The sequence below is a fragment of the Arthrobacter sp. Soil_C_49 genome (assembly GCF_057656635.1).
On sequence record NZ_JBDGJZ010000005.1, the window covers coordinates 209,162 to 232,352 of the forward strand.

At 66.9% G+C, this 23,191-nt stretch carries 19 protein-coding genes; 10 read left to right on the forward strand and 9 right to left on the reverse strand.

Annotated features, from left to right (window positions below; translation table 11 throughout):
* Positions 1-56 precede the first annotated feature (56 nt).
* The 4 genes from AC3A4Z_RS10895 (at position 57) to AC3A4Z_RS10910 (ending at position 6,559) form a co-directional block, all read left to right on the forward strand.
* Positions 57-1,559, forward strand: coding sequence for a malate:quinone oxidoreductase (locus AC3A4Z_RS10895; protein WP_498711562.1), 1,503 nt, complete (start codon positions 57-59; stop codon positions 1,557-1,559).
* A 71-nt stretch (positions 1,560-1,630) separates the two neighbouring features.
* Positions 1,631-4,849, forward strand: a complete 3,219-nt coding sequence (locus AC3A4Z_RS10900) for an efflux RND transporter permease subunit (RefSeq protein WP_498711563.1) — start codon at positions 1,631-1,633, stop codon at positions 4,847-4,849.
* Positions 4,850-4,964: 115 nt separating this feature from the next.
* Positions 4,965-6,089, forward strand: coding sequence for an LLM class flavin-dependent oxidoreductase (locus AC3A4Z_RS10905; protein WP_498711564.1), 1,125 nt, complete (start codon positions 4,965-4,967; stop codon positions 6,087-6,089).
* Positions 6,089-6,559 carry a MarR family winged helix-turn-helix transcriptional regulator gene (locus AC3A4Z_RS10910; protein WP_498711565.1) on the forward strand — a complete coding sequence of 157 codons (471 nt, stop codon included), beginning with the start codon at positions 6,089-6,091 and terminating at the stop codon, positions 6,557-6,559. Before AC3A4Z_RS10905 ends, AC3A4Z_RS10910 begins: the two co-directional genes overlap by 1 nt.
* Positions 6,560-6,611: 52 nt before the next feature.
* On the opposite strand, the gene AC3A4Z_RS10915 is transcribed toward AC3A4Z_RS10910, so the two are convergent.
* Positions 6,612-7,418, reverse strand: coding sequence for a transglutaminase domain-containing protein (locus AC3A4Z_RS10915; RefSeq protein WP_493970138.1), 807 nt, complete (start codon positions 7,416-7,418; stop codon positions 6,612-6,614).
* Positions 7,419-7,494: 76 nt separating this feature from the next.
* Positions 7,495-8,313 (reverse strand): hypothetical protein, encoded by an 819-nt coding sequence (locus tag AC3A4Z_RS10920; RefSeq protein WP_498711566.1) that lies wholly within the window; start codon positions 8,311-8,313, stop codon positions 7,495-7,497.
* A 137-nt stretch (positions 8,314-8,450) separates the two neighbouring features.
* On the opposite strand from AC3A4Z_RS10920, the gene AC3A4Z_RS10925 reads away from it, so the two are divergent.
* Together AC3A4Z_RS10925 and AC3A4Z_RS10930 are read left to right on the forward strand one after the other, a co-directional pair.
* Positions 8,451-9,137: a DUF1684 domain-containing protein gene (locus AC3A4Z_RS10925; RefSeq protein ID WP_493970136.1), complete on the forward strand. Its 687-nt coding sequence runs from the start codon at positions 8,451-8,453 to the stop codon at positions 9,135-9,137.
* Between the two features lie 45 nt (positions 9,138-9,182).
* Positions 9,183-10,028 carry a fumarylacetoacetate hydrolase family protein gene (locus tag AC3A4Z_RS10930; RefSeq protein ID WP_498711567.1) on the forward strand — a complete coding sequence of 282 codons (846 nt, stop codon included), beginning with the start codon at positions 9,183-9,185 and terminating at the stop codon, positions 10,026-10,028.
* 46 nt (positions 10,029-10,074) lie between these two features.
* Here the strand turns inward: AC3A4Z_RS10930 and AC3A4Z_RS10935 are convergent, their stop codons facing one another.
* From AC3A4Z_RS10935 to AC3A4Z_RS10955, 5 genes are read right to left on the reverse strand one after another with little or no spacing between them, the layout of a single operon-like run.
* Positions 10,075-11,229 (reverse strand): cysteine desulfurase family protein, encoded by a 1,155-nt coding sequence (locus AC3A4Z_RS10935; RefSeq protein ID WP_498711568.1) that lies wholly within the window; start codon positions 11,227-11,229, stop codon positions 10,075-10,077.
* 4 nt (positions 11,230-11,233) lie between these two features.
* Entirely contained in the window at positions 11,234-12,154 is a 921-nt protein-coding gene (gene nadC / locus AC3A4Z_RS10940; RefSeq protein ID WP_498711569.1) for a carboxylating nicotinate-nucleotide diphosphorylase, read from the reverse strand.
* Entirely contained in the window at positions 12,147-14,003 is a 1,857-nt protein-coding gene (nadB, locus tag AC3A4Z_RS10945) for an L-aspartate oxidase (RefSeq protein ID WP_498711624.1), read from the reverse strand. Before nadB ends, nadC begins: the two co-directional genes overlap by 8 nt.
* Positions 14,004-14,044: 41 nt before the next feature.
* Positions 14,045-15,349 (reverse strand): quinolinate synthase NadA, encoded by a 1,305-nt coding sequence (gene nadA / locus AC3A4Z_RS10950; RefSeq protein ID WP_498711570.1) that lies wholly within the window; start codon positions 15,347-15,349, stop codon positions 14,045-14,047.
* Entirely contained in the window at positions 15,346-16,056 is a 711-nt protein-coding gene (locus AC3A4Z_RS10955) for an NUDIX hydrolase (RefSeq protein ID WP_498711571.1), read from the reverse strand. The genes nadA and AC3A4Z_RS10955 overlap by 4 nt, the downstream gene beginning before the upstream one ends.
* Before the next feature lie 252 nt (positions 16,057-16,308).
* Between AC3A4Z_RS10955 and AC3A4Z_RS10960 the strand changes: the two genes are divergently transcribed.
* The 3 genes from AC3A4Z_RS10960 (at position 16,309) to AC3A4Z_RS10970 (ending at position 19,368) form a co-directional block, all read left to right on the forward strand.
* Entirely contained in the window at positions 16,309-17,712 is a 1,404-nt protein-coding gene (locus tag AC3A4Z_RS10960; protein ID WP_498711572.1) for an amino acid permease, read from the forward strand.
* A 68-nt stretch (positions 17,713-17,780) separates the two neighbouring features.
* Positions 17,781-18,608 (forward strand): alpha/beta fold hydrolase, encoded by an 828-nt coding sequence (locus tag AC3A4Z_RS10965; RefSeq protein WP_498711573.1) that lies wholly within the window; start codon positions 17,781-17,783, stop codon positions 18,606-18,608.
* 112 nt (positions 18,609-18,720) lie between these two features.
* Positions 18,721-19,368 (forward strand): phosphoribosyltransferase, encoded by a 648-nt coding sequence (locus AC3A4Z_RS10970; RefSeq protein ID WP_498711574.1) that lies wholly within the window; start codon positions 18,721-18,723, stop codon positions 19,366-19,368.
* Between the two features lie 73 nt (positions 19,369-19,441).
* Here AC3A4Z_RS10970 and AC3A4Z_RS10975 read toward each other — a convergent pair whose 3' ends face one another.
* A complete protein-coding gene (locus AC3A4Z_RS10975; protein WP_498711575.1) occupies positions 19,442-20,773 on the reverse strand; it encodes an MFS transporter in 1,332 nt (443 codons plus the stop codon).
* 244 nt (positions 20,774-21,017) lie between these two features.
* On the opposite strand from AC3A4Z_RS10975, the gene AC3A4Z_RS10980 reads away from it, so the two are divergent.
* The gene (locus tag AC3A4Z_RS10980; protein ID WP_498711576.1) at positions 21,018-21,752 is read left to right on the forward strand and encodes an IclR family transcriptional regulator; all 735 of its coding nucleotides are present in this window, start codon (positions 21,018-21,020) and stop codon (positions 21,750-21,752) included.
* Between the two features lie 44 nt (positions 21,753-21,796).
* Here AC3A4Z_RS10980 and AC3A4Z_RS10985 read toward each other — a convergent pair whose 3' ends face one another.
* Positions 21,797-23,164 (reverse strand): MFS transporter, encoded by a 1,368-nt coding sequence (locus tag AC3A4Z_RS10985; RefSeq protein ID WP_498711577.1) that lies wholly within the window; start codon positions 23,162-23,164, stop codon positions 21,797-21,799.
* Positions 23,165-23,191: the final 27 nt, after the last annotated feature.

Genomic DNA, 23,191 nt, shown 5'->3' on the forward strand with positions numbered 1-23,191 from the left:
AGGCCTGCGCGGGGATATTCTGTGACAGCCAGAGCCGCTGCAATCGGAGACTGATCGTGACCTTCATTTCCAAGACCCCTCATGCCGACGTCGTCCTGATTGGCGGCGGCATCATGAGCGCCACGCTGGGGGCATTCATCAAGCAGTTGGAGCCGGACTGGACCATCTCCATGTTCGAGCGGCTGGACGAGCCCGGGCTGGAAAGCTCCGGCCCGTGGAACAACGCCGGAACCGGCCACGCTGCCCTCTGCGAACTCAACTACTCCCCCGCAGCCAAAGACGGCTCGGTGGACCCCACCAAGGCACTGCTCATCAACGAGCAGTTCCAGCTTTCCCGCCAGTTCTGGTCCCACCTTGTGGACCAGTCCCTGATTGGTTCACCCAAGCGCTTCATCAACACCGTGCCGCACATGAGCTTTGTGATCGGCGAGGAAAACACCCGCTTCCTGAAGACCCGCTACGAGGCCCTCAAGCCGCACCCGCTGTTCCGCAGCATGGAGTACTCCGAGGACCACGGCCAGATCGGCAAGTGGGCGCCCCTGATCGTGAAGGGCCGCGATCCGAAGCAGCGGATCGCGGCCACCCGCGCTGCAGAGGGCACCGACGTGGACTTCGGGGCGCTCACCCGTGAGCTGACCAGCTACCTGGGGAACAACGGCGTCGAGATCAATTACGGCCACGACGTTACCGGCATCTCCAGGGCGTCCGACGGCGGCTGGAACCTTTCGCTGAAGTACCCCAAGTCAGGCGAACACGGCAAGATCCATGCAAAGTTCGTTTTTGTGGGCGCGGGCGGCGGTGCGCTGCACCTGCTCCAGGCCTCCGGCATTCCGGAAAGCAAGGGCTACGGTGGCTTCCCGGTCTCCGGCCAGTTCTTCCGCTGCACTGACGAGACCCTGGCGGCGCAACACAGCGCCAAAGTGTACGGCCAGGCGTCGGTGGGTGCCCCGCCCATGTCCGTGCCGCACCTGGACACCCGGTACGTCGATGGCAAGCGTTCGCTGCTGTTCGGCCCGTACGCGGGTTTCTCCACCAACTTCCTGAAGAACGGCTCCTACCTGGACCTGCCGCTGTCCATCCGGCCCAGCAACATCATCCCCATGCTTGCCGTAGCCAAGGACAACATGGACCTCACCGCGTACCTGGTCAAGGAAGTGGCCAAGAAGCACGCCGACAAGGTCGAAGCCCTGCGGGAGTACTACCCGGAAGCCAAGGCAGGCGACTGGGAACTGATCACGGCCGGCCAGCGTGTACAGATCATCAAGAAGGACCCGCAGAAGGGCGGCGTACTTCAGTTCGGCACTGAAGTCATTGCCGGCCGTGACGGTTCCATCGGCGCGCTCCTGGGTGCGTCCCCCGGAGCCTCCACTGCGGTGCCCATCATGATCGAGCTGCTCCGGAAGGCCTTCCCGAAGAACTTCAAGGGCTGGCAGTCCAGGCTGAAGGACATGATGCCCGGCTACGGCGTCAAGCTCGATGACAATCCGGAGCTTGCCGCGGAGCTGGAGAAGGCCACGGCAAGGTCCCTGCAGCTGGAGAGCGTTACCGCCAGCCACTGACCCTGCCGGGGGCCGATGGCCGGCTGTCCTGATCCGCAACAGTCAGTCACAACCCCACAGGAGTTCATGCGATGTTCCGGTTGGCACAACTTTCACTGGCAAACCGGGCACTGATCGCACTGATCACCGTCTTCGCCTCCGTGTTCGGCGTGATCACCATGTCGTCGCTGAAGCAGGAGCTCATCCCGTCGATCGAGTTTCCCCAGATCACGGTGCTGACCGCCATGCCCGGGGCCTCCCCGGAGGTGGTGGACAAGCAGGTGAGCGGGCCGCTGGAGACTGCGTTGAACGGCGTGGAGGGGCTGGAATCCACCTCCTCCACGTCGCGCAACGGCGTCTCCCAGATCACCATGGTCTTCACCTACGGTTCCAACCTTGACCGTGCCCGGAACCAGATTGACCGGGCCATCTCCAACGCCAAACGGAACCTCCCCGAGGATGTCCAGCCGCAGGCCATTGCCGGCAGCATCAGCGACTTTCCCATCGTTTTCCTGGCCGTGTCCTCGGACAAGTCCCTCAGCGAGCTCAATTCGGACCTGCAGCGCCTCAGCGTGCCCCGGCTGCAGAAGATCGACGGCGTCCGCGGCGCCGATGTGACCGGCGGCGCCACCCAGCACATCGAGATCCTTCCCCGCGCCGATGCCATGGCGGCCGCCGGCGCCACCCTTACCTCCATCCGTGACGCGTTGGCGAACAACGGCGCCCTGGTCCCGGCTGGCACCCTTGAGGAACAGGGGAAGACCCTCTCCCTGCAGATCGGCAGCCCCGTCGATTCCCTGGACGCCGTCAAGGCACTGCCGCTCGCCGGGGCAAAGAACGCCGCCACGATCGGCACCGTGGCCGACGTCTCCGTCAAGGACGACGAACGGACCTCCATCACGCGGACCAACGGCGCCGAAACCCTGGCCGTGTCCGTTACCAAGAAGCCTGAAGGCGACACGGTGGCCATCTCGCATGCAGTGCGTGACACCTTGGCCGAGCTCGAGGCCGAGCTGGGCTCCAATGCCAAGTTCACGCCGGTCTTCGACCAGGCCCCCTTCATCGAAAAGTCCATCAAGGACCTCACCACCGAGGGCCTGCTGGGCCTGGGCTTCGCCGTGGCTGTCATCCTGGTGTTCCTGATGTCAGCCCGGTCCACGCTGGTGACGGCGGTGTCCATCCCGCTCTCGCTCCTGATCACCTTTATCGGCCTGTCCGCCACCGGCTACTCGCTGAACATCCTCACCCTCGGCGCGCTGACCATCGCCATCGGGCGCGTGGTGGACGACTCGATCGTGGTCATCGAAAACATCAAGCGGCACCTCAGCTACGGCGAGGACAAGGTCACCGCCATCCTGACCGCCATCCGCGAAGTAGCCGGCGCCATCACCGCTTCCACGCTGACCACCGTGGCAGTCTTCCTGCCCATTGCTTTCGTCGGCGAACTCGCCGGTGAACTGTTCCGGCCATTCGCCCTCACGGTCACCATGGCGCTGCTGGCGTCCCTGCTGGTCTCGCTGACCATCGTTCCCGTGCTTGCCTACTGGTTCCTGCGGAATCCCGGCCTTACGCCAGGCAGCGAGGCAGCCCGCAGGGATGCGTCAGAGGCGAGGGCGAAGGCACTGGAGGCGGAACAGCGCAGCAGGCTCCAGCGCGGCTACCTCCCCATTCTCACGAAAACCCAGAAGCATCCCGTGATCACCCTGGTGGCCGCCGCCCTTGTCCTGGGCGCGACGGGAGCGATGGCACCGCTGCTGGCCACCAACCTGCTGGGCAATTCCGGCCAGAACAGCCTGACCGTCCGGCAGGTACTGCCCGCCGGCACCAGCCTGGCGGACACCAGCGCCGCCGCCATCCGCCTCGAGGAGGTCCTGCGCGGGATCGACGGCATCCGGGACGTGCAGGTCACCTCCGGGAACGCACAGGCCGGGTTTGCCGCCATTACCTCCACCGGATCCTCGAACTCCACGTTCACGGTGGTGACCGACGAGAAGGCGGACCAGGACCAGCTGCAGGAAACGGTGCGCAACGAACTGGCAAAGGTTCCTGATTCCGGGAAGGTTTCCGTGGGCACCCAGCAGGGCGGCTTCGGCACGTCCTCCACGGTGGACATCACCATCAAAGCCGCAACCACGGCGGACCTGCAGACTGCCAGCGACGCCATGGTCGAAGCCATGACCGGAGTGCCGGGCACCAGTGAAGTTGCCACCAACCTCGCCGCCAGCCAGCCCGTGGTGCAGGTAAAAGTGGACCGTGCAAAAGCCGTAGCGGCAGGGCTCAACGAAGAGCAGGTGGCGGGTGTCCTCGCCTCAACCATCAGTCCTGTTCCTGCCGGCACCGTGCGGATCGAAACCAATGACTTCCCCGTCCAGATCGGCAAGGGCACCCGGTTCACCAGCATCGACGCCGTCCGCAACATCCCGCTGCCGGCCGCCGGCGGCCCTGTCACGCTCGGCAGCATCGCCGCAGTGGAACAGGTGGACGTCCCGGTATCCATCACCGCCAGCAACGGCCAGCGCACCGCACGCGTGTCGGTGACGCCGTCGGGATCCAACCTCGGCGCCGTGAACACGGAGGTCCAGAAGCGCCTCGCCGGGGTCCAGCTGCCGGCCGGGGTCACTGCCGAAATCGGCGGTGCCACCACCCAGCAGCAGGAGTCGTTCCAGCAGCTGGGGCTCGCCCTGCTCGCGGCAATCGCCATCGTCTACGTGATTATGGTGGCCACCTTCAAATCCCTTATCCAGCCCCTGATCCTGCTGGTGTCGGTGCCGTTCGCGGCCACCGGCGCAGTGGCACTGCTGCTGGTGACCGGCGTTCCGCTGGGCCTGCCGTCGTTGATCGGCATGCTGATGCTGGTGGGCATCGTGGTCACCAACGCCATTGTGCTGATCGACCTCATCAACCAGTACCGGCAGCCGCGCGACGGGCGGCCGGGAATGAACGTGGCCGATGCCATCATCCACGGCGCGCGCCAGCGGCTCCGCCCCATCCTGATGACCGCCCTGGCCACGGTCTTCGCCCTGACGCCGATGGCGCTCGGGCTTACCGGCGGCGGCGGCTTCATTTCGCAGCCACTGGCTGTGGTGGTCATCGGCGGCCTCGTCTCGTCCACTGCCCTGACCCTGGTCCTGGTTCCGGTCCTCTACCGGCTGGTGGAGGGGCGCCGGGAGAAGAAGGCGCTGCTGCGGGAACTGCACGAGCGCCCGGAATTCGGCCCAGGCGCCGACGTTGACGAGGAGTTCCGAGACTGGACCACCGGTATGGTGCCCAAAGTCAGCGGCCGCCGGGCAGCACCGGGAAGCCCCGAGTAAAAACAGCGGAATATTTTCGGTGCGGCAGCGTTGTATCCGGCGATAGATGCAAATGCATCTAAATTGGCCTATAGTGGAACCAGGCCAGCAAGTCCAAGCAACGGAAAGGCACATCATGCAGATCGGTGTTTTCAGCGTCAGCGACATCACCACGGACCCCACCACGGGCCGGACCCCCACCGAGAACGAACGCATCAAGGCCTCCGTCGCCATCGCCAAGAAGGTCGAGGAAATCGGCATGGATGTGTACGCCATCGGCGAGCACCACAACCGGCCCTTCTTCTCTTCCTCCCCCACCACCACCCTCGCTTACATCGCGGCGCAGACCGAGCGGATCATCCTGTCCACGGCCACCACACTGATCACCACCAATGATCCGGTCAAGATCGCCGAAGACTTCGCCATGCTCCAGCACCTGGCCGATGGCCGCGTGGACCTGGTCCTGGGCCGCGGCAACACGGCGCCCGTCTACCCGTGGTTCGGCAAGAACATCCAGGACGGGGTTGAGCTCGCCATCGAGAACTACAGCCTGCTGCGCAAGCTGTGGGACGAGGACACGGTGAACTGGTCCGGCAAGTTCCGCACTCCGCTGCAGAACTTCACCTCCACCCCGCGCCCGCTCGACGGCGTGGCCCCCTTTGTATGGCACGGTTCCATCCGCACGCCGCAGATCGCTGAAGTGGCCGCGTACTTCGGCGACGGCTTCTTTGCCAACAACATCTTCTGGCCCAAGGAGCACTACCAGCAGTTGATCAGCCTTTACCGTGAGCGCTACGAGCACTACGGCCACGGCAAGGCGGACCAGGCGATTGTGGGCCTGGGCGGCCAGTTCTTTATGCGGAAAAACTCGCAGGACGCCGTCAAGGAATTCCGTCCCTACTTCGACAACGCCCCGGTTTACGGCCACGGCCCGTCACTGGAGGACTTCACGTCCCAAACACCCCTGACGGTTGGCAGCCCGCAGGAGGTTATTGAAAAGACCCTGACATTCCGGGAGTACTTTGGCGACTACCAGCGGCAGCTGTTCCTGATCGACCACGCCGGACTGCCGCTGAAGACCGTGCTGGAACAGCTGGACCTTTTCGGCGAGGAAGTCCTGCCCGTCCTGCGCAAGGAATACGCCGCCCTCAAGCCGGCGCACGTCCCCGAACCGCCCACCCACGCCAACCGGGTTGCCGCAGCGCTGGCCACCCAGGAGCAGCCGGCCAAGGACGCGGAGAAGTCCGCTGTGGAGGCATGATGGCCGGCAACAGTTCAGAATCACCCGTCCGCCTGGCGGCCGAAACCTGGGAATCGCTGTTCCGCGCGCAGGTCGCCGTGATGCGCAAACTGCAGACGGGTCCGGCCTTCCGGAAGCTTGCGGTGAATGAGTATGACGTCCTGTTCACGCTCTCGCGCTGTCCCACCGGATGGCTGCGGCTCAACGAGCTCAACGACAACGTCCTCCTTAGCCAGTCCAGCCTCAGCCGGCTGGTGGAGCGGCTGGAAAAACGCGGGCTGGTGGCACGGATGCCGGCTCCTGATGACGGCCGCGGCGTGCTGCTCCAGCTCACCGACGCAGGCCGGGAACTTCAAAAAGAGATCGGCCGCGAACATGTCCGGGACATCTCCACCCTGATGGGGCCTGCCCTGACACCGGAGGAACAGAAAGAACTGCGGCGGCTCACCGAAAAACTGCGGAGTTCGCTGGGTCCCCGCCCGGCCCGATAGTAAGGCCGCCGGGCCCGGCAGGCAGGCGGGCCAGCCCGCCAGCCTGCCGGGATCAGCCCAGCTTCACCAGCCGGGCCGGATCCTCCACCGGGAGGGTGCCGTTGACCACTGCGGTGACCTGGAGCTGGTTCAGGACCAGGCTGCCGCCCACCGTCGAGAGGAAGGCAGTATCTGCCGAGTCCCGGCCGGCCGTAATGCGCAGCATCGATTCCCGCGGGGCCAGCCCCGTGGGATCGATGACGTGCCAGGCCCCTTCAACATAGGCTTCGGCCACGGCGTGGAAATCCATCGGCGCCAGGCCGGGGGCGTAGACGGCAGCGAGCCTGGCTGGAATGTCCTTGGAGCGCAGCAGTGCGATGGCCAGGTGCGCGAAGTCCCGGCACACCCCGCGCCGGCTGAGAAGCGTTTCCACTGCACCGTCCGTGCCCCGCGACGATCCGCTGAGGTAGCGCAGTTCCCCGTTCACCCAGTTCCTGACGGCGTGCAGCAGGCCGGCGCCCTGGACCCCTTCGAATTCGGCGTAGGCGGTGGGCAGCAGCCGGTCTGATTCTGCGTACCGGCTGGGCCGGACGTACCGGATCCGGTCTGCGAGCTCCGCCTCTTCCGGCTCCGCTTTTCCGGCCACCGTGGCGGAGTAGTCCACTGTCACCTCCGCCGGTTCGGCGAACTCCATGTAGTGGAACCGCCCGCCGTGGTGGTCGGATACCTCGGTGAGCGGAACCTGGCCGCTGCCCGCTGTCACGGAGAGCGACTCGTCAAAGGAGGAATAGCCCCTGTTCCTCGCGACGGCGATGGCCATGGCCACCTTGGTGTTGGCTGTGGTTTTGAAGACCAGTCGTGCGGAAACGCTGCGTTCCATGGCTCTTTCGGGTTTGAGTTGCGGTGGAAGAAAAGTCCCTGCTCTGCCCGGCACAGATGTGGGGCCGGGAACGGGACTAGTTTTTGATCTTCAGAGACATTAGCATCCGCTGGACGTTGGCGAATTCAGTGCCCTCGTTGACGTACCGGGCGGCCTGGTCAAGGGTGTCGAAGGCCTTGGCGGGGGCCACCTTTTCATCGGGCGCGAAGGCCTTGACGGAGACGACGTCGCCGAACGAGTAGTCGCCCTTTCCGGCCGGGCCCCGCAGGATGTTCCGGAGCTCGCAGGCCTGGCCGTCCGCGCCGCCCACCACGTTGGTGAGCCCGTAGGAACCAAAGTATTTGTAGCCCTGGATCACGCGGAACACCACCCTGGGCGGGATGGTTCCCTCCCCGCCCGCGGCGGGCATTTCCACCGGCACGCTGCTGACCACCGTGTACGGCCGCCGTGTTGTTTCCGGGCATTCCGCGGACGACGGCGGCAGTCCGGTCCGGAGCGCTGCGATGAAGGTGCCGTCGGGCTTCTTCACTTCGACCTTCAGGGCACCGGGCAAGGTGCCTTCCTCCGGCGTGACGGACTGGGCGATCCAGTCCTCGGGCAGGTCGAAGCTGACGGCCTTGCCGGGGTCCGAAAAAGTCTTCCAGGCCGCAGCCGTGGCCACCGCCTGCGGCGGGCCGGATGCGCTGGCGCCGGGAGCGGCGCCATCGGAAGGCATCGTTGAGGAGGAGGCGTCCGGGGATGCGGGCGCGTTGGCGCCGGAGCCTGCACTTCCGGAAGGACCCGGCTGCGCGGTCCAGCCGGGCTGACCCGGCCCTGCACCGGCGCAACCGGCAAGGAGGGCACCGGCCAGCAGCAGTGATACACCGGACAGCACCGTAGTCGCCTTGCCTCTCATGCAGCCAGCCTAACCGGACCGGTGCAGCAGCCGGGTCCGCACCGGAGGGCGTTTCCTCTCCTCCCGCAAGGGAATGCAGCCAGGTCCGTGTCGCCGTCGGGCAGGTCCGGTACCGCGCGGGGACTAGGCTGGTGGCTATGGCGCAAGATCAGCAGCACGGCAGAGCCGAAGAAACCCTTGGCGGAGCCGACGATAACCTGGCGGGCATCTCCGCCGTGGACATTGCCGACTGGCGGCTGCGGACCTTCGCCCTGTACGCCAACGTCCGGAAGTTGGCGCTCGAGAATCCGGCAGAGGCCCATTCGTACTGGCGCCACCAGCGCGACCTGATGTTCGCCACGCACCCTGCCTCGGCTCTCACCGCCCAGGACAAGGCCCGGTTCTCCGGGCTCAAAACCGCGGATTACGATCCCATCTACCGTTTCCACGTGCCGCTGACCAAGGAGGGTGCCGGCCGCGAAATGAGCGTCGAGACCGCAACGGACGGCGTGGTCCGGTTTATCCGGCTGGGAACGTTCGACCTGCCCGAAATGGGGCAGCTCGGAGTGTGGAAGCTGCACGGTTACGGCGGCGGCATTTTTGTCCCGTTCCGTGATGCCACGGCCGGCCAGCCGGGCGGCAGTTACGGCGGGGGACGGTATTTGCTGGACACCATCAAGGGTGCGTTCCATGGCGTGGACGGGACCGGCCCGGATGCCGCCTTTGTGCTGGACTTCAACTTCGCCTACAACCCCTCCTGCGCCTACAACGAGGCCTGGGCCTGCCCGCTGCCGGGGCCGTCCAACCGCCTGGCCGTGGAAATACCGGTGGGCGAGCTCTACTGACGGACCACAGGCCGGCCTGCCGCCAGGGCCCCGTAGGATTCCCTCATGACTGCCTTTCCCCGCCGCATTGCCCGCGTCCGCCCGCTGCCTCCGGTCCATCCCGCAGAACAGTTCTTTGTTGCCAGCGATGCGGCGGACTTTGGCGGCGCGGAAGGCAGCACGTGGACGGTCACGGACAGTCCCTTCCCTGACTCCCCGGCTAATGCCTCCAGCTACCCGCGGACGGGATGGCAACCCGGGGACCAGGTGCGGGAGGAGTCCTTTATGTTCCTCGCTCCGAGCGTGCCCGCCAATGTCCTGGGAATGGCGCACAACACCGGCCAGCCCGGGCGGGAACTGCCGCCGCAGGCGTTCCACAAGGCGGCCACCAGCGTCATAGGGCCGGGCGACGCGATAGAACTTGCGCCCGGAATGCGGCGGGTGGACCCGGAAGCGGAGCTGGCCATTGTGATCGGCACCAAGGCGCGTGGCCTGACTCCTGGGAACGCCCGCGGCGGGGTCCTGGGCTTCACCATCGGTAACGACGTCACATGCCGCGACCAACAGAAATCCGATGAACTTTGGATCAGCGCCAAGAGCCAGGACACGTTCACGCCTGCAGGACCATGGATTGTGACCGGCCTCGAGGAGTCCCGCCTGGCCGTGGATGTGGTGCACAACGGCACTGCCCTGCGGGCCGCCAGCACCGCCGACCTCGGCTGGAAGGTTGATGAGATCCTCGTGTATCTGACCTCGTTTATGACCCTTCACCCGGGCGACCTGGTGCTGACGGGTTTCCCGGCAGAGTGCGTTCCCCTGGCCCCGGGCGACACAGTGGTGTGCCGGGTCGAAGGTATTGGCGAACTCCTGAACCCGGTCATTGCCTCACGGTGGCCAGGACCCACGGGCTGAGTTGAGGCGGCGTCCCGGGTCGTAAGGAACCTAAGCGGTAAGGAACTCAGGCGCCGAGTGCCCTGACCCGTCCGACGGCGGCTTCCACCGCGGTTGCCGCGGCTGCAAGGTCCGCTTCGGCCACCGTTGCGTCGAAGCTGAACCGGACGGCGGTCTGGGCAACCTCGGGCGCAAAGCCCAGTGCTGTGAGCACCGGAGAGGGTGCGTCCGAGCCCGCGGCGCAGGCTGAACCGCTGGAGCACACCACGCCCTGGCGTTCCAGTTCAAGGAGTACTGACTCGCCGCTGGTTCCCGGGAAGCAGAACGACGCCACCGAGGGCAGCCGCTCAGCGGGATGCCCGGTGAGGACGGCGCCGGGAACGCCGGCAAGCACAGCGTTAATGAACGTGTCCCGCAATCCGGTGACCCGGCGTCGTTGTTCCTCCTGGCCCGCATGTGCCAGCGTCAGGGCGGTGGCCAGGCCCACGGCTCCGGCCACATTCTCCGTTCCCGAACGGCGGCCGCGTTCCTGCCCGCCGCCGTGGATCAGCGGCTCAAGTTTGGTGCGGCCCCGGACGAACAGCACACCGCAGCCCTTGGGCGCCCCCAACTTGTGGCCTGAAATGCTCATCGCGTCCACGCCCAGCGCCTTGGTGTCCAGCGGCAGCCACCCGGCAGCCTGGACGGCGTCCGTGTGGAAAGGGATACCGAGTTCGTGGGCCAGGGCTGCCAGCCGGGCAACGGGCTGGACGGTTCCCACCTCGTTGTTGGCGTACATCACGCTGGCCACGGCTGTTTCCGGCGTCAGGACTTTTCGGAACGCTTCCGGCGTCACCTGCCCGGTCCCGTCTACCGGAACCACATCAACGGTGAAGCCGTGGAAGCGCTCAAGGTACCTGGCCGATTCCTCGACGGCGGGATGTTCGACGGCGCTGATCGCCACCCGGTTCAGCCGCGGGTTGGCAGCCTGCCGAGCCAGGGCGATGCCCTTCACCGCCAGGTTGTCTGCTTCGGTTCCGCCCGCGGTGAAGGTCACCTCGCCCGCCCGGCAGCCCAGCACAGCTGCCACCGTCCGCCGCGCGTCCGCGAGCGCGGTGGCTGCAGCCTCGCCGAGGGTGTGGTGGCTTGAGGGGTTGCCGAACTCTCCGGTCAGGTACGGCCACATGGCGTCCAGCACTTCACGGCGGACAGGGGTAGTGGCGGCGGCGTCGAGGAAGATCATGGGTTCACTCCACGGTCAGTTCGACGTCCAGCCCGAGGTCCAGGGCGGCCACCGTGTGTGTGAGGGCGCCGATGGAGATAACGTCCACTCCGGTGGCGGCGATTCCGGCCACGGTGGCGAGGTTCACGTTCCCGCTGGCCTCAACCCGTGCGCGTCCGGCCACCAGCGCCACACCGGCCCTCAGCTCCTCCAGGGTGAAGTTGTCCAGCATGATGGTGTCCACGCCGGCTGCGAGCACGGGTTCGATCTGGTCCATCCGGTCCACCTCGACTTCGAAGTGGGTGGTGTGCCCGAGCTGTGCCTTGGCCGCGGCGAGCAGCTCCGTGAGCCTGGCCGGGTCCCCGCCCGTCATTACGGCAAGGTGGTTGTCCTTGGCGAGGACGGCGTCGGAGAGGCTGTACCGGTGGTTGGCACCGCCGCCGCAGCGCACCGCGAACCGTTCGAGGATGCGGAGCCCGGGCGTTGTCTTGCGCGTGTCGGTGATCCGGGCATAGGTGCCTTCGGTCAGCTGGACGAATTCGGCGGTCCTGGTGGCGATGGCGGACATCCGCTGCACGAGGTTCAGGGCCACCCGTTCAGCCAGCAGCACCGACCTGGCGCGCCCGGTGACCCGCGCAAGGTGCGTGCCGGCGTCGAACTTTTCTCCGTCGGCGAGCAGCAGCTCGACGTCCGTTTCGGGGTCCACCAGCAGCATGGCGTCCCGGAATACCGTGGCGCCGCTGAAGACTCCGGGGACCCGGGCGTTCAGTACCGCGGTGGCGCGGGCAGCGGCGGGAATCAGCAGCTGGGAGGTGATGTCCCCGGCGGGAGCGTCCTCGGCGAACGCCCGTTCCAGGATCTCCCGCACCGGCGCCGACGGCATGGTCAGGTCCAACCTGCGGGTGCCGGCGCCTGCCGGCGCTGTCATGGAGGTGGTGTCAGTCATGGAAAAGGCTCGCTTTCGCGCGGGGTCGGGAAGATTCTTCAAAGTCGGCTGCGATACCGGCGGCATCGGCCGGATCGTCGCTGCGGTAATGGGCGCCGAGGGACTCGGTGCGCTGCCGGGCGGCAGCCACGAGCAGCTGCGCGGCCAGCAACAGGTTCCGGTCCTCGTGGGCCGACGGGTCCAGTTCCCCGGGGGCAACGGTTCCAGGCCGAACGACGCCGGCCCACCGCCCAAGCGTGTCCTCCGCCTGAGCCAACAGTTCCCCAGAGCGCAACACCCCGGCCTGAGCAGTCATCAACCGACGAAGCGCCTCCCGCGAAAAAGGAGTTTCGAGACCCCGAGCCCCTTCCCCGCCGAAGCCGGCCAGCCGACGCCCACCTCTTTCCTGACCGGAGTTGGCCGGCAGGCTCCCCGCCTGAACAATCGGTTCGGCCGCCCCGCCTTCTAAAGCAGCTGAGAAGGTGACATGCGTGTGGTCGTCTGAGGGTGCCCCGGAAGCATGCGTCAAAGGGAGGCCGCCAGCGGCCGAGCTAGCATGCGGAGGGGTGCCCTCAGGCGACCCCCAACCAAGGTCAGAGGACAGGAAGTCTTCAACAGCGCGGCGGCCGAAGACAAGTCCCTCAAGGAGGGAGTTGCTGGCCAGCCGGTTTGCACCTTGGACACCGGTGCACGCAACCTCCCCGGCGGCGTACAGCCCGGGAACTGTGGTCCGGCCGTGCAGGTCGGTGGCTACGCCGCCCATCCAGTAGTGGGCTGCCGGGGCAACCGGGACCAGTTCCCTGGTCCAGTCAATACCGGCGTCGAGCGTCCTTACCGTGAGGGTGGGGAAGCGCTTCGCCAGGAAACCCGGGCCCTTGACCTGTTCGATGAGGCGCGCGTCGAGGTAGACGTGGCCGTTGGGGTCGCCGAGCTTGGCCAGGTGCAGGGCGATGCTGCGGGAGACGACGTCGCGCGGGGCGAGTTCGGCGTCAGGGTGGTAGGCCCGCATGAACCGCTTGCCGTTGCCGTCAACGAGGATGGCTCCTTCGCCGCGGACGGCTTCGGAGATGAGGAGCGGATCCTGGTCCAGCCCGCGGGCCGTGCCCGGGCTTGCGGTGTTGACCCCGGGCACCAGACAGGTGGGGTGGAACTGGAAGAATTCCAGGTCGGCCACGGCCGCTCCGGCGCGGACGGCGAGGGCGAGGCCGTCGGCGGTGGCCACGACGGGATTGGTGGTCTGGGCAAAAAGTTGCCCTGCCCCGCCGGTGGCCAGCAGGACTGCGTCCCCGTGCAGTGTGGCTGAACGGCCGTCCTGGCCGAACTCCACGCCGTTGACGTGGCCGTCCCGTTGGCGGAGCGCCGTGGCGTGGGCGCCGGTACGGATCGTCAGGGTTCCGGCTGCCTGCCGGGCCAGCACGGCATCGATCAGTGCCGCGGCGACTTTCGCACCGGTGGCATCGCCGCCTGCGTGCAGGATGCGGGGGGCGGAATGTGCCGCCTCCAGCCCCAGGGCCGGACCGCCGTCGGCTCCTGGATCAAAACGCACACCGAACCGCTCCAGCCCGGCGATGTCCCGGCGGGCCTCCGTGCACATCAGCCGGACCGCCGCTTCGTTGCAGTGCCCGGCGCCGGCCTGGAGTGTGTCGGCGATGTGTGCCGCCACCGTGTCCCCGGGAGCAGGCTCGTCCAGCACGGCGGAGATACCGCCCTGGGCATACCAGGTGTTGCTTTCGCGCAGCTGGCCTTTGCTGAGCAGCACCACGTCGGCCCCGGCGTCCGCCGCCAGCAGCGCCGCGTAGAGCCCGGCAATACCGCTGCCGACGACGACCAGCCGCCGGCGCGTACTGTCGCCGCCGTGACCCGGCGGCATGGTTGCCGTCCCCCGGGTGGGCATGTCCGCCTGCCGGTTCATTACGGCCTGGCGGCGAGCATGCGCTCGAGCGCGGTGCGGGCGTTGTCCTGGACGGAGTCCGCGACGGTGATCCGGTTGACGATCCGGCCCGCTACCAGCTCCTCGAGCACCCATGCCAGGTAACCGGGGTGGATCCGGTACATGGTGGAGCAGGGGCAGATCACGGGGTCCAGGCAGAAGATGGTGTGCTGCGGGTACTCGGCCGCGAGCCGGTTCACCATGTTGATTTCCGTGCCGATCGCGAAGGTGGTGGGCTCGGTGGCGGCAGCGATGGCTTTTTTGATGAAGTCGGTGGAGCCGGCCGCGTCTGCCGCGTCCACTACTTCCATGGGGCATTCGGGGTGCACGATCACCTGGACGCCGGGGAAGTCGGCCCTGGCCTTCTCGATCTGCGCCACGTTGAAGCGCTTGTGCACGGAGCAGAAGCCGTGCCACAGGATGACCCGGGAATCCAGGAGCGCCTGCTCGTCGTTGCCGCCGAGGTCCTTGCGCGGATTCCACATGGGCATCTGCTCGAGTGGCACGCCCAGCGCTTTCGCGGTGTTGCGGCCCAGGTGCTGGTCCGGGAAGAACAGCACCCGCCGGGCACGCTGGAACGCCCACTCGAGGACGGTTTTGGCGTTGGAGGAGGTGCAGACGATCCCGCCGTGCTCGCCGCAGAAAGCCTTCAGGGCTGCGGAGGAATTCATGTACGTGACGGGGATGACGGGAACCCGGCCCTCGGCGTCGGGCTCTGTGCCGAAGATTTCCTCAAGCTGTTCCCAGCACTCGGCCACGGAGTCGGCGTCGGCCATGTCCGCCATGGAACAGCCGGCGGCGAGGTTGGGCAGGATGACTGCCTGTTCGGGGGCGGAAAGGATGTCGGCGGTTTCGGCCATGAAGTGGACGCCGCAGAAAACGATGGCCTCGGCGTCCGGGCGGGTGAGCGCGGCGTTGGCCAGCTGGAAGGAGTCGCCCACGAAGTCCGCGTACTGGATGACTTCATCGCGCTGGTAAAAGTGCCCCAGGATGACCGCCCGGTCCCCCAGAGCAGCCTTGGCGGCGAGGATCCTTTCGCCCAGCTCGGCGTCGCTGGCGAGCTTATACTCTTCGGGCAGCTGCCCCTGGCGCGGCGTTTCGGCCGGGGCCACGTCCGCGCTGGAGGCACCGGGGCCATAGGCGGGGACACCGGCGAGCGCCTCGGCAAGGTCGTAGTCCCACGGGCCCTTGGCCAGGGCCGGGCTGCAGGTGCTGCCCTTTGCCGCCGCGCCGTTCTCGGCCTGTTCGCGCGTGATCAGCTGGATTGCTGTGTTGACGCTGCTCATAGTGTGCTCCTGTTGTCTGGGTCAAGGCCGGGCCGGCCGGTAAAGCGGTAGAGGCGGGGCGGGCGGTGTTTGCCGCCCTGGAGGTATTCCCCGGTTTCCTCGATCTCCGGGGTGGATTTGAGCTGGCGCCGGAAGTTCGCCGGATCCAGTTGACGGTCCAGTACAGCCTCGTAGACTTCCCGGACCTGGGCGAGGGTGAAGTACTCCCCCAGCAGGTGGTAGGCCACGGATCCGTAGGCAAGCTTGTTCCGCAGCCGCCAGAGCGCGTAGTCCACGATCGCGTTGTGATCAAAGGCCAGTTCGCCGAGCCGGTCCGCGCGGAACCAGCGGACGTTTTCGGACTCGTCCGCCAGGGCGGCTTCCGTTGGCTGGACCAGGGCCCAGTAGACGATGGAAACCACCCGCTGGGTGGGTGAGCGGTGGAGGCCGCCGAAGGCGTAGAGCTGCTCGAGGTAACTCGGGGCCAGGCCGGTGGTCTCGCGCAGGTTCCGTGACGCCGCGTCCTGCAGGGACTCCGAATGGCTAAGTGGCCCACCCGGCAGTGCCCACAGGCCTTTGAAAGGTTCCCGGATACGCCGGACCAGTGGCAGCCAGAGCGTGGGCCGCCCGGAGCTTTCACTGGGCCGGAGCGCGAAAATGACGGTGGAGATGGCAAGTGACGGCGGTGCGGCCTGGCGCTCCGAGACGTTCGCTGAGCTCGAGTACATGTCCACCACCTTCCGTCTCTGCGGGCTCCCCGTTGAAGCCGCTCCAGTTAGGGTCAAACTGACCATAACTAATTCTACGGGCAACCGCCCCTCAATTGCCAAATGTTTCTGCTTCCCGCCGGCGCGCACACTCAGCTGGGCAGGCAGGGGCCGGCGCTGGGAATGCCGTGATGCGGGCAGCAGGGCCCCGAGGCGGTAAATTCGAGTGGTCCCACGAGGAGCCACCATCAACCCAAGAAGGTTCACCAGCAGATGACGACGAAGTCCGCCCAAACGCGCCCACAAGGCGACCTGGGCCACAGCATGAAGCCCCGCCAGCTCACCATGATGGGCCTGGGCAGCGCCATTGGCGCCGGCCTCTTCCTCGGCTCCGGGGCCGGGATCCAGGCGGCCGGCCCTGCAGTGCTCATCTCCTACCTGGTGGCCGGCACACTGATCATCCTGGTCATGTGGGCACTGGGCGAAATGGCCGCCGCGAACCCGAACAGCGGAGCTTTCTCCGTCTACGCCGAACGGGCCCTGGGCAAAACGGCCGGCGCCACGATCGGCTGGCTGTGGTGGCTGCAACTGGTGGTGGTGATTGCCGCCGAGGCACTCGGCGCTGCGGGACTCCTCTTCACCGTCTGGCCGGTGGTCCCGGTCTGGGCGCTCGCGCTGACCTTTATGGTGGTGTTCACCGCCATCAACCTGGCCGGAGTCCGGAACTTCGGTGAATTCGAGTTCTGGTTCGCCATCCTCAAGGTCGCGGCCATCGTCCTGTTCCTCGTGATTGGAGCCGCCCTGCTCCTGGGCATCCTGCCGGGCGTGGCCTCCCCGGGCCTGGCCAACCTGACATCCGACTTCGCCCCCGCAGGACTCGGCGGGATCGCTGCGGCGCTTTTTGTGGTGATCTTCGCCTTCGGCGGCACGGAGATTGTGTCCGTGGCGGCGGCAGAAACCGAGGACCCGGAACATAGCGTCGCCAAAGCCATCCGGACCGTCGTCTGGCGCATCCTGGTTTTCTACATCGGCTCCGTCTTTGTGATCGCCGCGGTTCTGCCTGCCACGTCGGAAAGCCTGGCATCACCTTTCGCCGGCGTCCTGGCTGCCGCACGCATCCCCGGTGCCGCCACGGCAATCACCCTCGTGGCCGTCGTCGCCCTTCTCTCCGCACTGAACGCCAACCTCTACGGCGCGTCGCGGATGGTCTACTCCCTTGCCGGGCGCGGCGAGGCGCCGCGCTTCCTGGCCCGCCTGAGCGGTGCCAGCGTGCCCATGCTGGCCGTCGGCGTGTCCGTCGCCTTTGGCTTTGTGGCCACAGTCCTTGAGCTGCTGTTCCCCGAGCGCATCCTTCCCGCCCTGTTCCAGCTGGTGGGATCCACCTGCCTGGTGGTATGGGGCAGCGCCCTGGTCTCGCAGCTGGTCCTGCGGCGCCGCGCGGACCGGGACGGCACTCCCCTGCCCCTGAGGATGAAGGGCTTCCCGGTCCTGACCTTTGTGGGCCTCGCCCTGCTGGCCCTGATTTTCGCTGTGGGATTCAGCGCCGAGGCCAGCCGCGTCCAGCTCTTCAGCACCTTCGGCCTGATCGCGGCCATCGCGGCAGCCTGTGCCGTCGGTGCCCGGCTCAGCGGAAGGTCCAGCCAGCCCAGGCAGGCAGCGGCGAGGCAGGTAGAGTAACTTCCGAAGCACGACGTTCCGACGCGCCGGGTCCCGCCTGGGCGCCGTAGTTGATGAGGACTGACACCATGAGCGGCAGGCACACCGGCGAGCAGCATTCGCACACCGTGGAGGGCACCGACCCCCAGCTGTATGTGGCGGTGCATGATCCTGCCGTGGACGCCGGGCTCCGCCCCGTCCTGCTCCTGCACGGCTTCTCGTCGTCCAGCAAACTTAACTGGGAGGACACCGGCTGGCTGGCATCGCTGCTCGACGCCGGCCGCCGCGTCATCCTGGTGGATCTGCCCGGGCACGGGCGCAGCGGCGCACCTGAGGACCGCGACTCCTACTCCCCCAGCCGGATCCGGGCGGACCTGCTGCAGGTAGCGTTCGACGCCGGAGTGCGGCCTGTGCAGGCCGGCGACCCTGCCAGCGGGCTGGACGTAGTGGGTTATTCACTGGGGTCCCGGCTCGCCTGGGAGTTCGCCGCCACGCAGCCCGAAATAGTGCACCGGATTGTCCTGGGCGGGCCAAACACCGCGGACCCGCTGGCGGAGTTCGACCTCACCGCCGCGCAGGACTACCTGGCCGACGGCACTCCCATCGAGGACGAGTCGACCGCAAGGCTGCTCAAGATGGCGCTGCTGCTGCCCAGCAACAACATCTTCGCGCTGCTCTCCTTGGTGGAGGCCATCAAGGCAGAACCCTACGACCCCTCCGAGGCAGTCCCGCACGTACCGATGCTCCTGGTGGCCGGGGACCAGGACGAGCGCGCCGGCAGCTTGCCGCAGCTCGCCGAACTGGCTGAAGGCGCCGGTGGCCTGGCCGAACAGCTGACGCTGCCGGGCCGCAACCATACCAACGCCGTTACGAGCCGGGCCTTCAAGCAGGCCGCCATCTCCTTCCTCGCGGTCTGACATCCCTTCCGGCTCATTAATTTCCTGCCGCCTGTCCGCGCCTCTGCTGCCGCCCGTTCCGCGGCGGTAGGCTGAAAGGGAGGCGGGGGGCTGGAACAGCCGGGAGGGCCACATGGATATGCGTTTCGAAGACCGCACGGAGGCCGGCGAGCGGCTGGCTGCAGTCCTGACGCAGTTCCGCGAGCAGCCCGGCACCGTTGTCCTGGGACTTGCGCGCGGCGGAATCCCCGTGGCGGCGGCAGCAGCCAAGGCACTGTACCTTCCGCTCGGTGCCGTCCTGGTCCGCAAGCTCGGCATTCCCGGGCACGAGGAAACGGCGTACGGGGCCCTGGCGTGGGCCCGCGGGCGGACCGTGCGCCTGCTCAACAAGCCGCTGCTGGACCGGGTCCTGGAACATGGGGTCCGCGAGGAGCTCCTGCACCAGGTGGAGCAGCGCGAGCGCGGCGAACTGCTCCGCCGCGTGGACCTCTACCCCCAGTCCGACCCGGAAATTTCAGGCAAGACCGTACTGCTGATCGACGACGGCCTGGCAACGGGAGCCACCATGAGGGCTGCCGTCGAGGCCGTCCGCGAAGGTGGGGCGAAAGCCGTGGTGGCCGCCGCTCCTGTTGGCTCCATTGAAGCGGAGGCGTCCGTGGAGCGGGTCTGCGACGCCGTCCTGTGCCTGCACCTGCCCGGCAAGTTCCGCGCTGTGGGCAGTTTCTACCGGCACTTCGAACAACTGACGGACGAAGACGCCATCAGCTTCCTGAAGCAATAGCGGCCGTTGACCACGGCGGGCCCGGACCAACAAGGTCCGGGCCCGCGTTCGTTGTAAGGGGATTGTGTGGGGATCAGTGGTGGCTGACGCCGAGCGGCCGGCCCTTGGTTTCCTTGGCCAGGATCACACCGACGGCCGAGATAACGCACAGCACCATGATGTAGATGCCGATCGACCCGGCCCACTTGGTGGTCTGCAGCAGCGTTTCCGCGATGGTGGCGGCGAAGGCCCCGCCCAGGATGGCACCGAAGGCGTAGCCGATGGATATGCCCGAATACCTGACGTTGGCCGGGAACATCTCAGCGTACATTGCGGACATCGGGCCGTAGGAGAGCCCAAGTCCGATGGTCAGGACGAACAGCGCCAGGCCGTACAGCCAGATGTTCTTCGTGTCGATCAGGGCAAACATGGGAATCATCCAGGCGAACACAATCGCGTAGCCGGTGAGGAAGGTCTTGACCCGGCCAATGCGGTCGGAGAGCCAGCCGCCCACCAGCGTGAAGATCAGCCAGCCAAAGGACGCCAGCGTCGTGGCCAGGAGGACCTGTGGCGTGGGCATCTGCAGCGTCCGGGTGGCGTAGGAGATGAAGAAGGCTATCAGCAGGTACCCGGCAGCGTTGTTGCCGATGAAGATCATGGTGGAGTACAGCACCGGCTTCTTGTGGCTGCGGACCAGTTCACCCAGTGGCGCCTTGCTTTCCTGCTTCCGCATGGCCATCTCCTGGAAGACCGGGCTTTCGGCGACGGCACGCCGGATCAGGTAGCCCACCACGATGAGGACAATGGAGAGCAGGAACGGCATCCGCCAGCCCCACGCAGCGAAGTCTTCCTTGGACATGCTGCTGTTAAGGAAGAAGAGCAGGCCCGTGGCCAGGATCATGCCCACCGGCACACCGATCTGCGGATACGCGCCGAAGAGCCCGCGCTTGTTCAGGGGCGCGTGTTCCACGGCCATCAGCGCCGCGCCGCCCCACTCGCCGCCCGCCGAGAAGCCCTGGATGATCCGGAGGAGGATCAGCAGGACGGGAGCCCAGGCGCCGATCTGGGCGTAGGTGGGCAGCATGCCGATGAGCGCGGTGGCCGCACCCATCATCACGAGGGTGAAGACGAGCATCGCCTTGCGTCCCAGCCGGTCGCCAAGGTGGCCTGCCACCACGGCACCCAGCGGCCGGAAGAGGAAGCTGATGCCGATCAGGGCGAAGGAGAGGATCTGCGCCAGGCCCGGGTTGGACTGGTTCAGCGGCGCCAGGAACAGCGGCGACAGCAGAGTTGCCGTCAGCTGGGCGAAGATAAAGAAGTCATACCACTCGATAGTGGTGCCCACCAGGGTACCGGCCAGGACTTTGCGCTCCTCCCGCCGGGTGCTGGGACCGGAGAGTGAATCCACCTTGGAAGGTGTGGTCATTGAAACTCCATTGTTTGTTGGCAGCGGGGCTGCCAGGACGCCTTCAGGATTACCGACAGAACGGTCAGTTAGTTAGTAGGGTACTACGAAAATGTGAGACAGGACACGCCTTCCGGCAATTTGCTTCCCGTGGCGCAGGCGAGGATGGACACGGGAAGAAAGCCGCGTTCTCCAAGGGCTTCCCCAGGTTCTATATGTGAACTAACGCTTCGCTATCCGGACGCTGCCACCTAGGATGGAGACCATGACTTCCACCGCTGCAGCCCTGGCCGGAGCCGCGCCGGCGCAGGCCTCGCCCTCGCAGACGCTATCGAGGGGAATCCGCGCTTTGGAGATCCTTGCTGCAGCGCCAGGCCCGTTGACGATTGCCGAACTTGCCGATGCCATGGGCGTGCACCGCTCGGTGGCCTACCGGATCCTGCGCACGCTGGAGGACCACTCGCTGCTGGTCCGCGACGACGCCGGGCGGGTCCAGCCGGGCCCCGGCCTTGCCGTCCTGGCGCGCGGTGTTTCAAGGAACCTGCAGAGCGCCGCCCTTCCCGAACTGACACACCTGGCCAACACCTGGGATATGACCGCGTTCGTGGCGCTGTGGGACCACCACGACTGCATCACCCTGGTCACCGTGGAGCCGCGGCACTCCGGGGCGACCGTGGCACAGCATCCCGGCACCCGCCACCCCATCAACGCCGGAGCACCGGGCATCGCCATCCAGTCGGCCCTCACCGAAGCCGAGTGGGACCGCCTCGAGACAGGTATCCCGTACCGGCCGGAAGCCGCGGAAGCGCGCCGCACCGGATATTCGGCCAGCCATGACGAGGTCATCGCCGGTGTCTCCTCACTGGCGGCACCAGTCAGGGTTCCCGGCGGCCGGCCGGCAGCGCTCGCCGTCGTATATATCCGCTCTGCCCACCAGCCCTCAACGGTGGGCGCGGCGCTGGCGGAAAGTGCGGCCAGAATCGAACGGCAGCTGGCCTAGGCAGCGCGTGCAGCAGCGGCTTACTACGTAAGCCCGGGAAAGGTTCAGGCGCGCCGGCGTTGGAGTACAACGGCGGCCGCGGCACCGAGGAGGGCCAGGGCGGCTGCCGCACATGCGGGGACGAGGAACGCGGCTTCGAAGCCGTGGTCCTGGGCCAGCCGGCCGCCCGCTGCCGAACCAATCGCCGTTCCGGCCACGATGCCGCTGGCGAGGGCGGTCATCACGGTTCCCAGCCGTCCTGCGGGGGCGACCACCCCGCCTACCGCGAAGACGGTCACCATTACCGGTCCCACCGGAACCCCCAGGATCAGCAGCACCAGCACCATTGATCCCAACGATCCAGGCACCAGCAGGAGCAGGGCCAGCGCTGCCATCAGCACAGCAGACACTATCCAGCGCCAGGACAGGCCGAAACGGTGCGGCCAGTAAGCGACCGACAGGGCGGCCGCGGCGGAGCTGAGCCCCATCACCGCATAAAGCAGTCCGGCGATTTCGGAGGTGGCATAGTGGGCGGAAAAGGAGCTCAAGGCCGCCTGGGCGGAGCCGAAGAACGTACCCATGCAAACCATGGCCACCACCGGGACCACAACGGCAACGGGAAGCCTGCGCCTGCTCCGTAGTTGCGCTGCTGGCCGGGCCTCGGCTTGTCCCGCCGGCACAAGCCGGCGCCGGGTTACCGGAACAGCACGGTGGGTGCGGTGCGTTGCAAACGCGGGCACCAGCGTGATGGTCATTGCCGCCGCCAGCGCAAGGGGCAGCCAGGGGGCCAGGAGGCTGGCCAGGATTCCGACGAGGGCAGGGCCCAGCACGAAGGTGATTTCATCGGCAGTGCTCTCGTAGGACAGCGCCGTGTCCAGGTCCCGCCTGTTGTCCGGCGCGCTCCCCTGCGATGTGAGTGCCATCCACCTCACCCGGGCCAGCGGTCCCACCTGGGGGCAGCTTGCCCCGGAGAGGAAGGCGGCAGCCAGCACCCCGGCGCTAAAACTTCCGGATGTCCCCAGGAGGGCGGCCGCAAAGATCAATGCCAACACCGCGGCGGTGTTGAGGGCAGCCGCGAAGAGCAGTACCGGACGCTGGCCGCGCTTGTCCGCCAGGGCGCCCAGGATGGGCGCACCCAGGGCAGAGCCGATACCAACTGCCCCTGCGGCCGTGCCGCCGAGAGCATAGGAACCGCTGTTGGACGTCACCATGGTCAGGGTTCCGACCGTGAGCATGGCCAGGGGGAGGCGGGCGAAAATACCGAGGGGGATAAAGCTGCGGCCGGCGAGCCGCGGAAGCCTCGCGAACCGGCCGCCGGTCGCGCTTCCGGGACGCGCGGAAGAACCGTCAGCCGGGGCAGGCGAGTCCGGCGTGGCAGGAGCGTGCCGTGAAGACGAAGGCTGGTCAGGAGAAAGGGAGGTCGAAGATGTCAATTTCCGGGCTCGTTCAGTAAGTGCGCA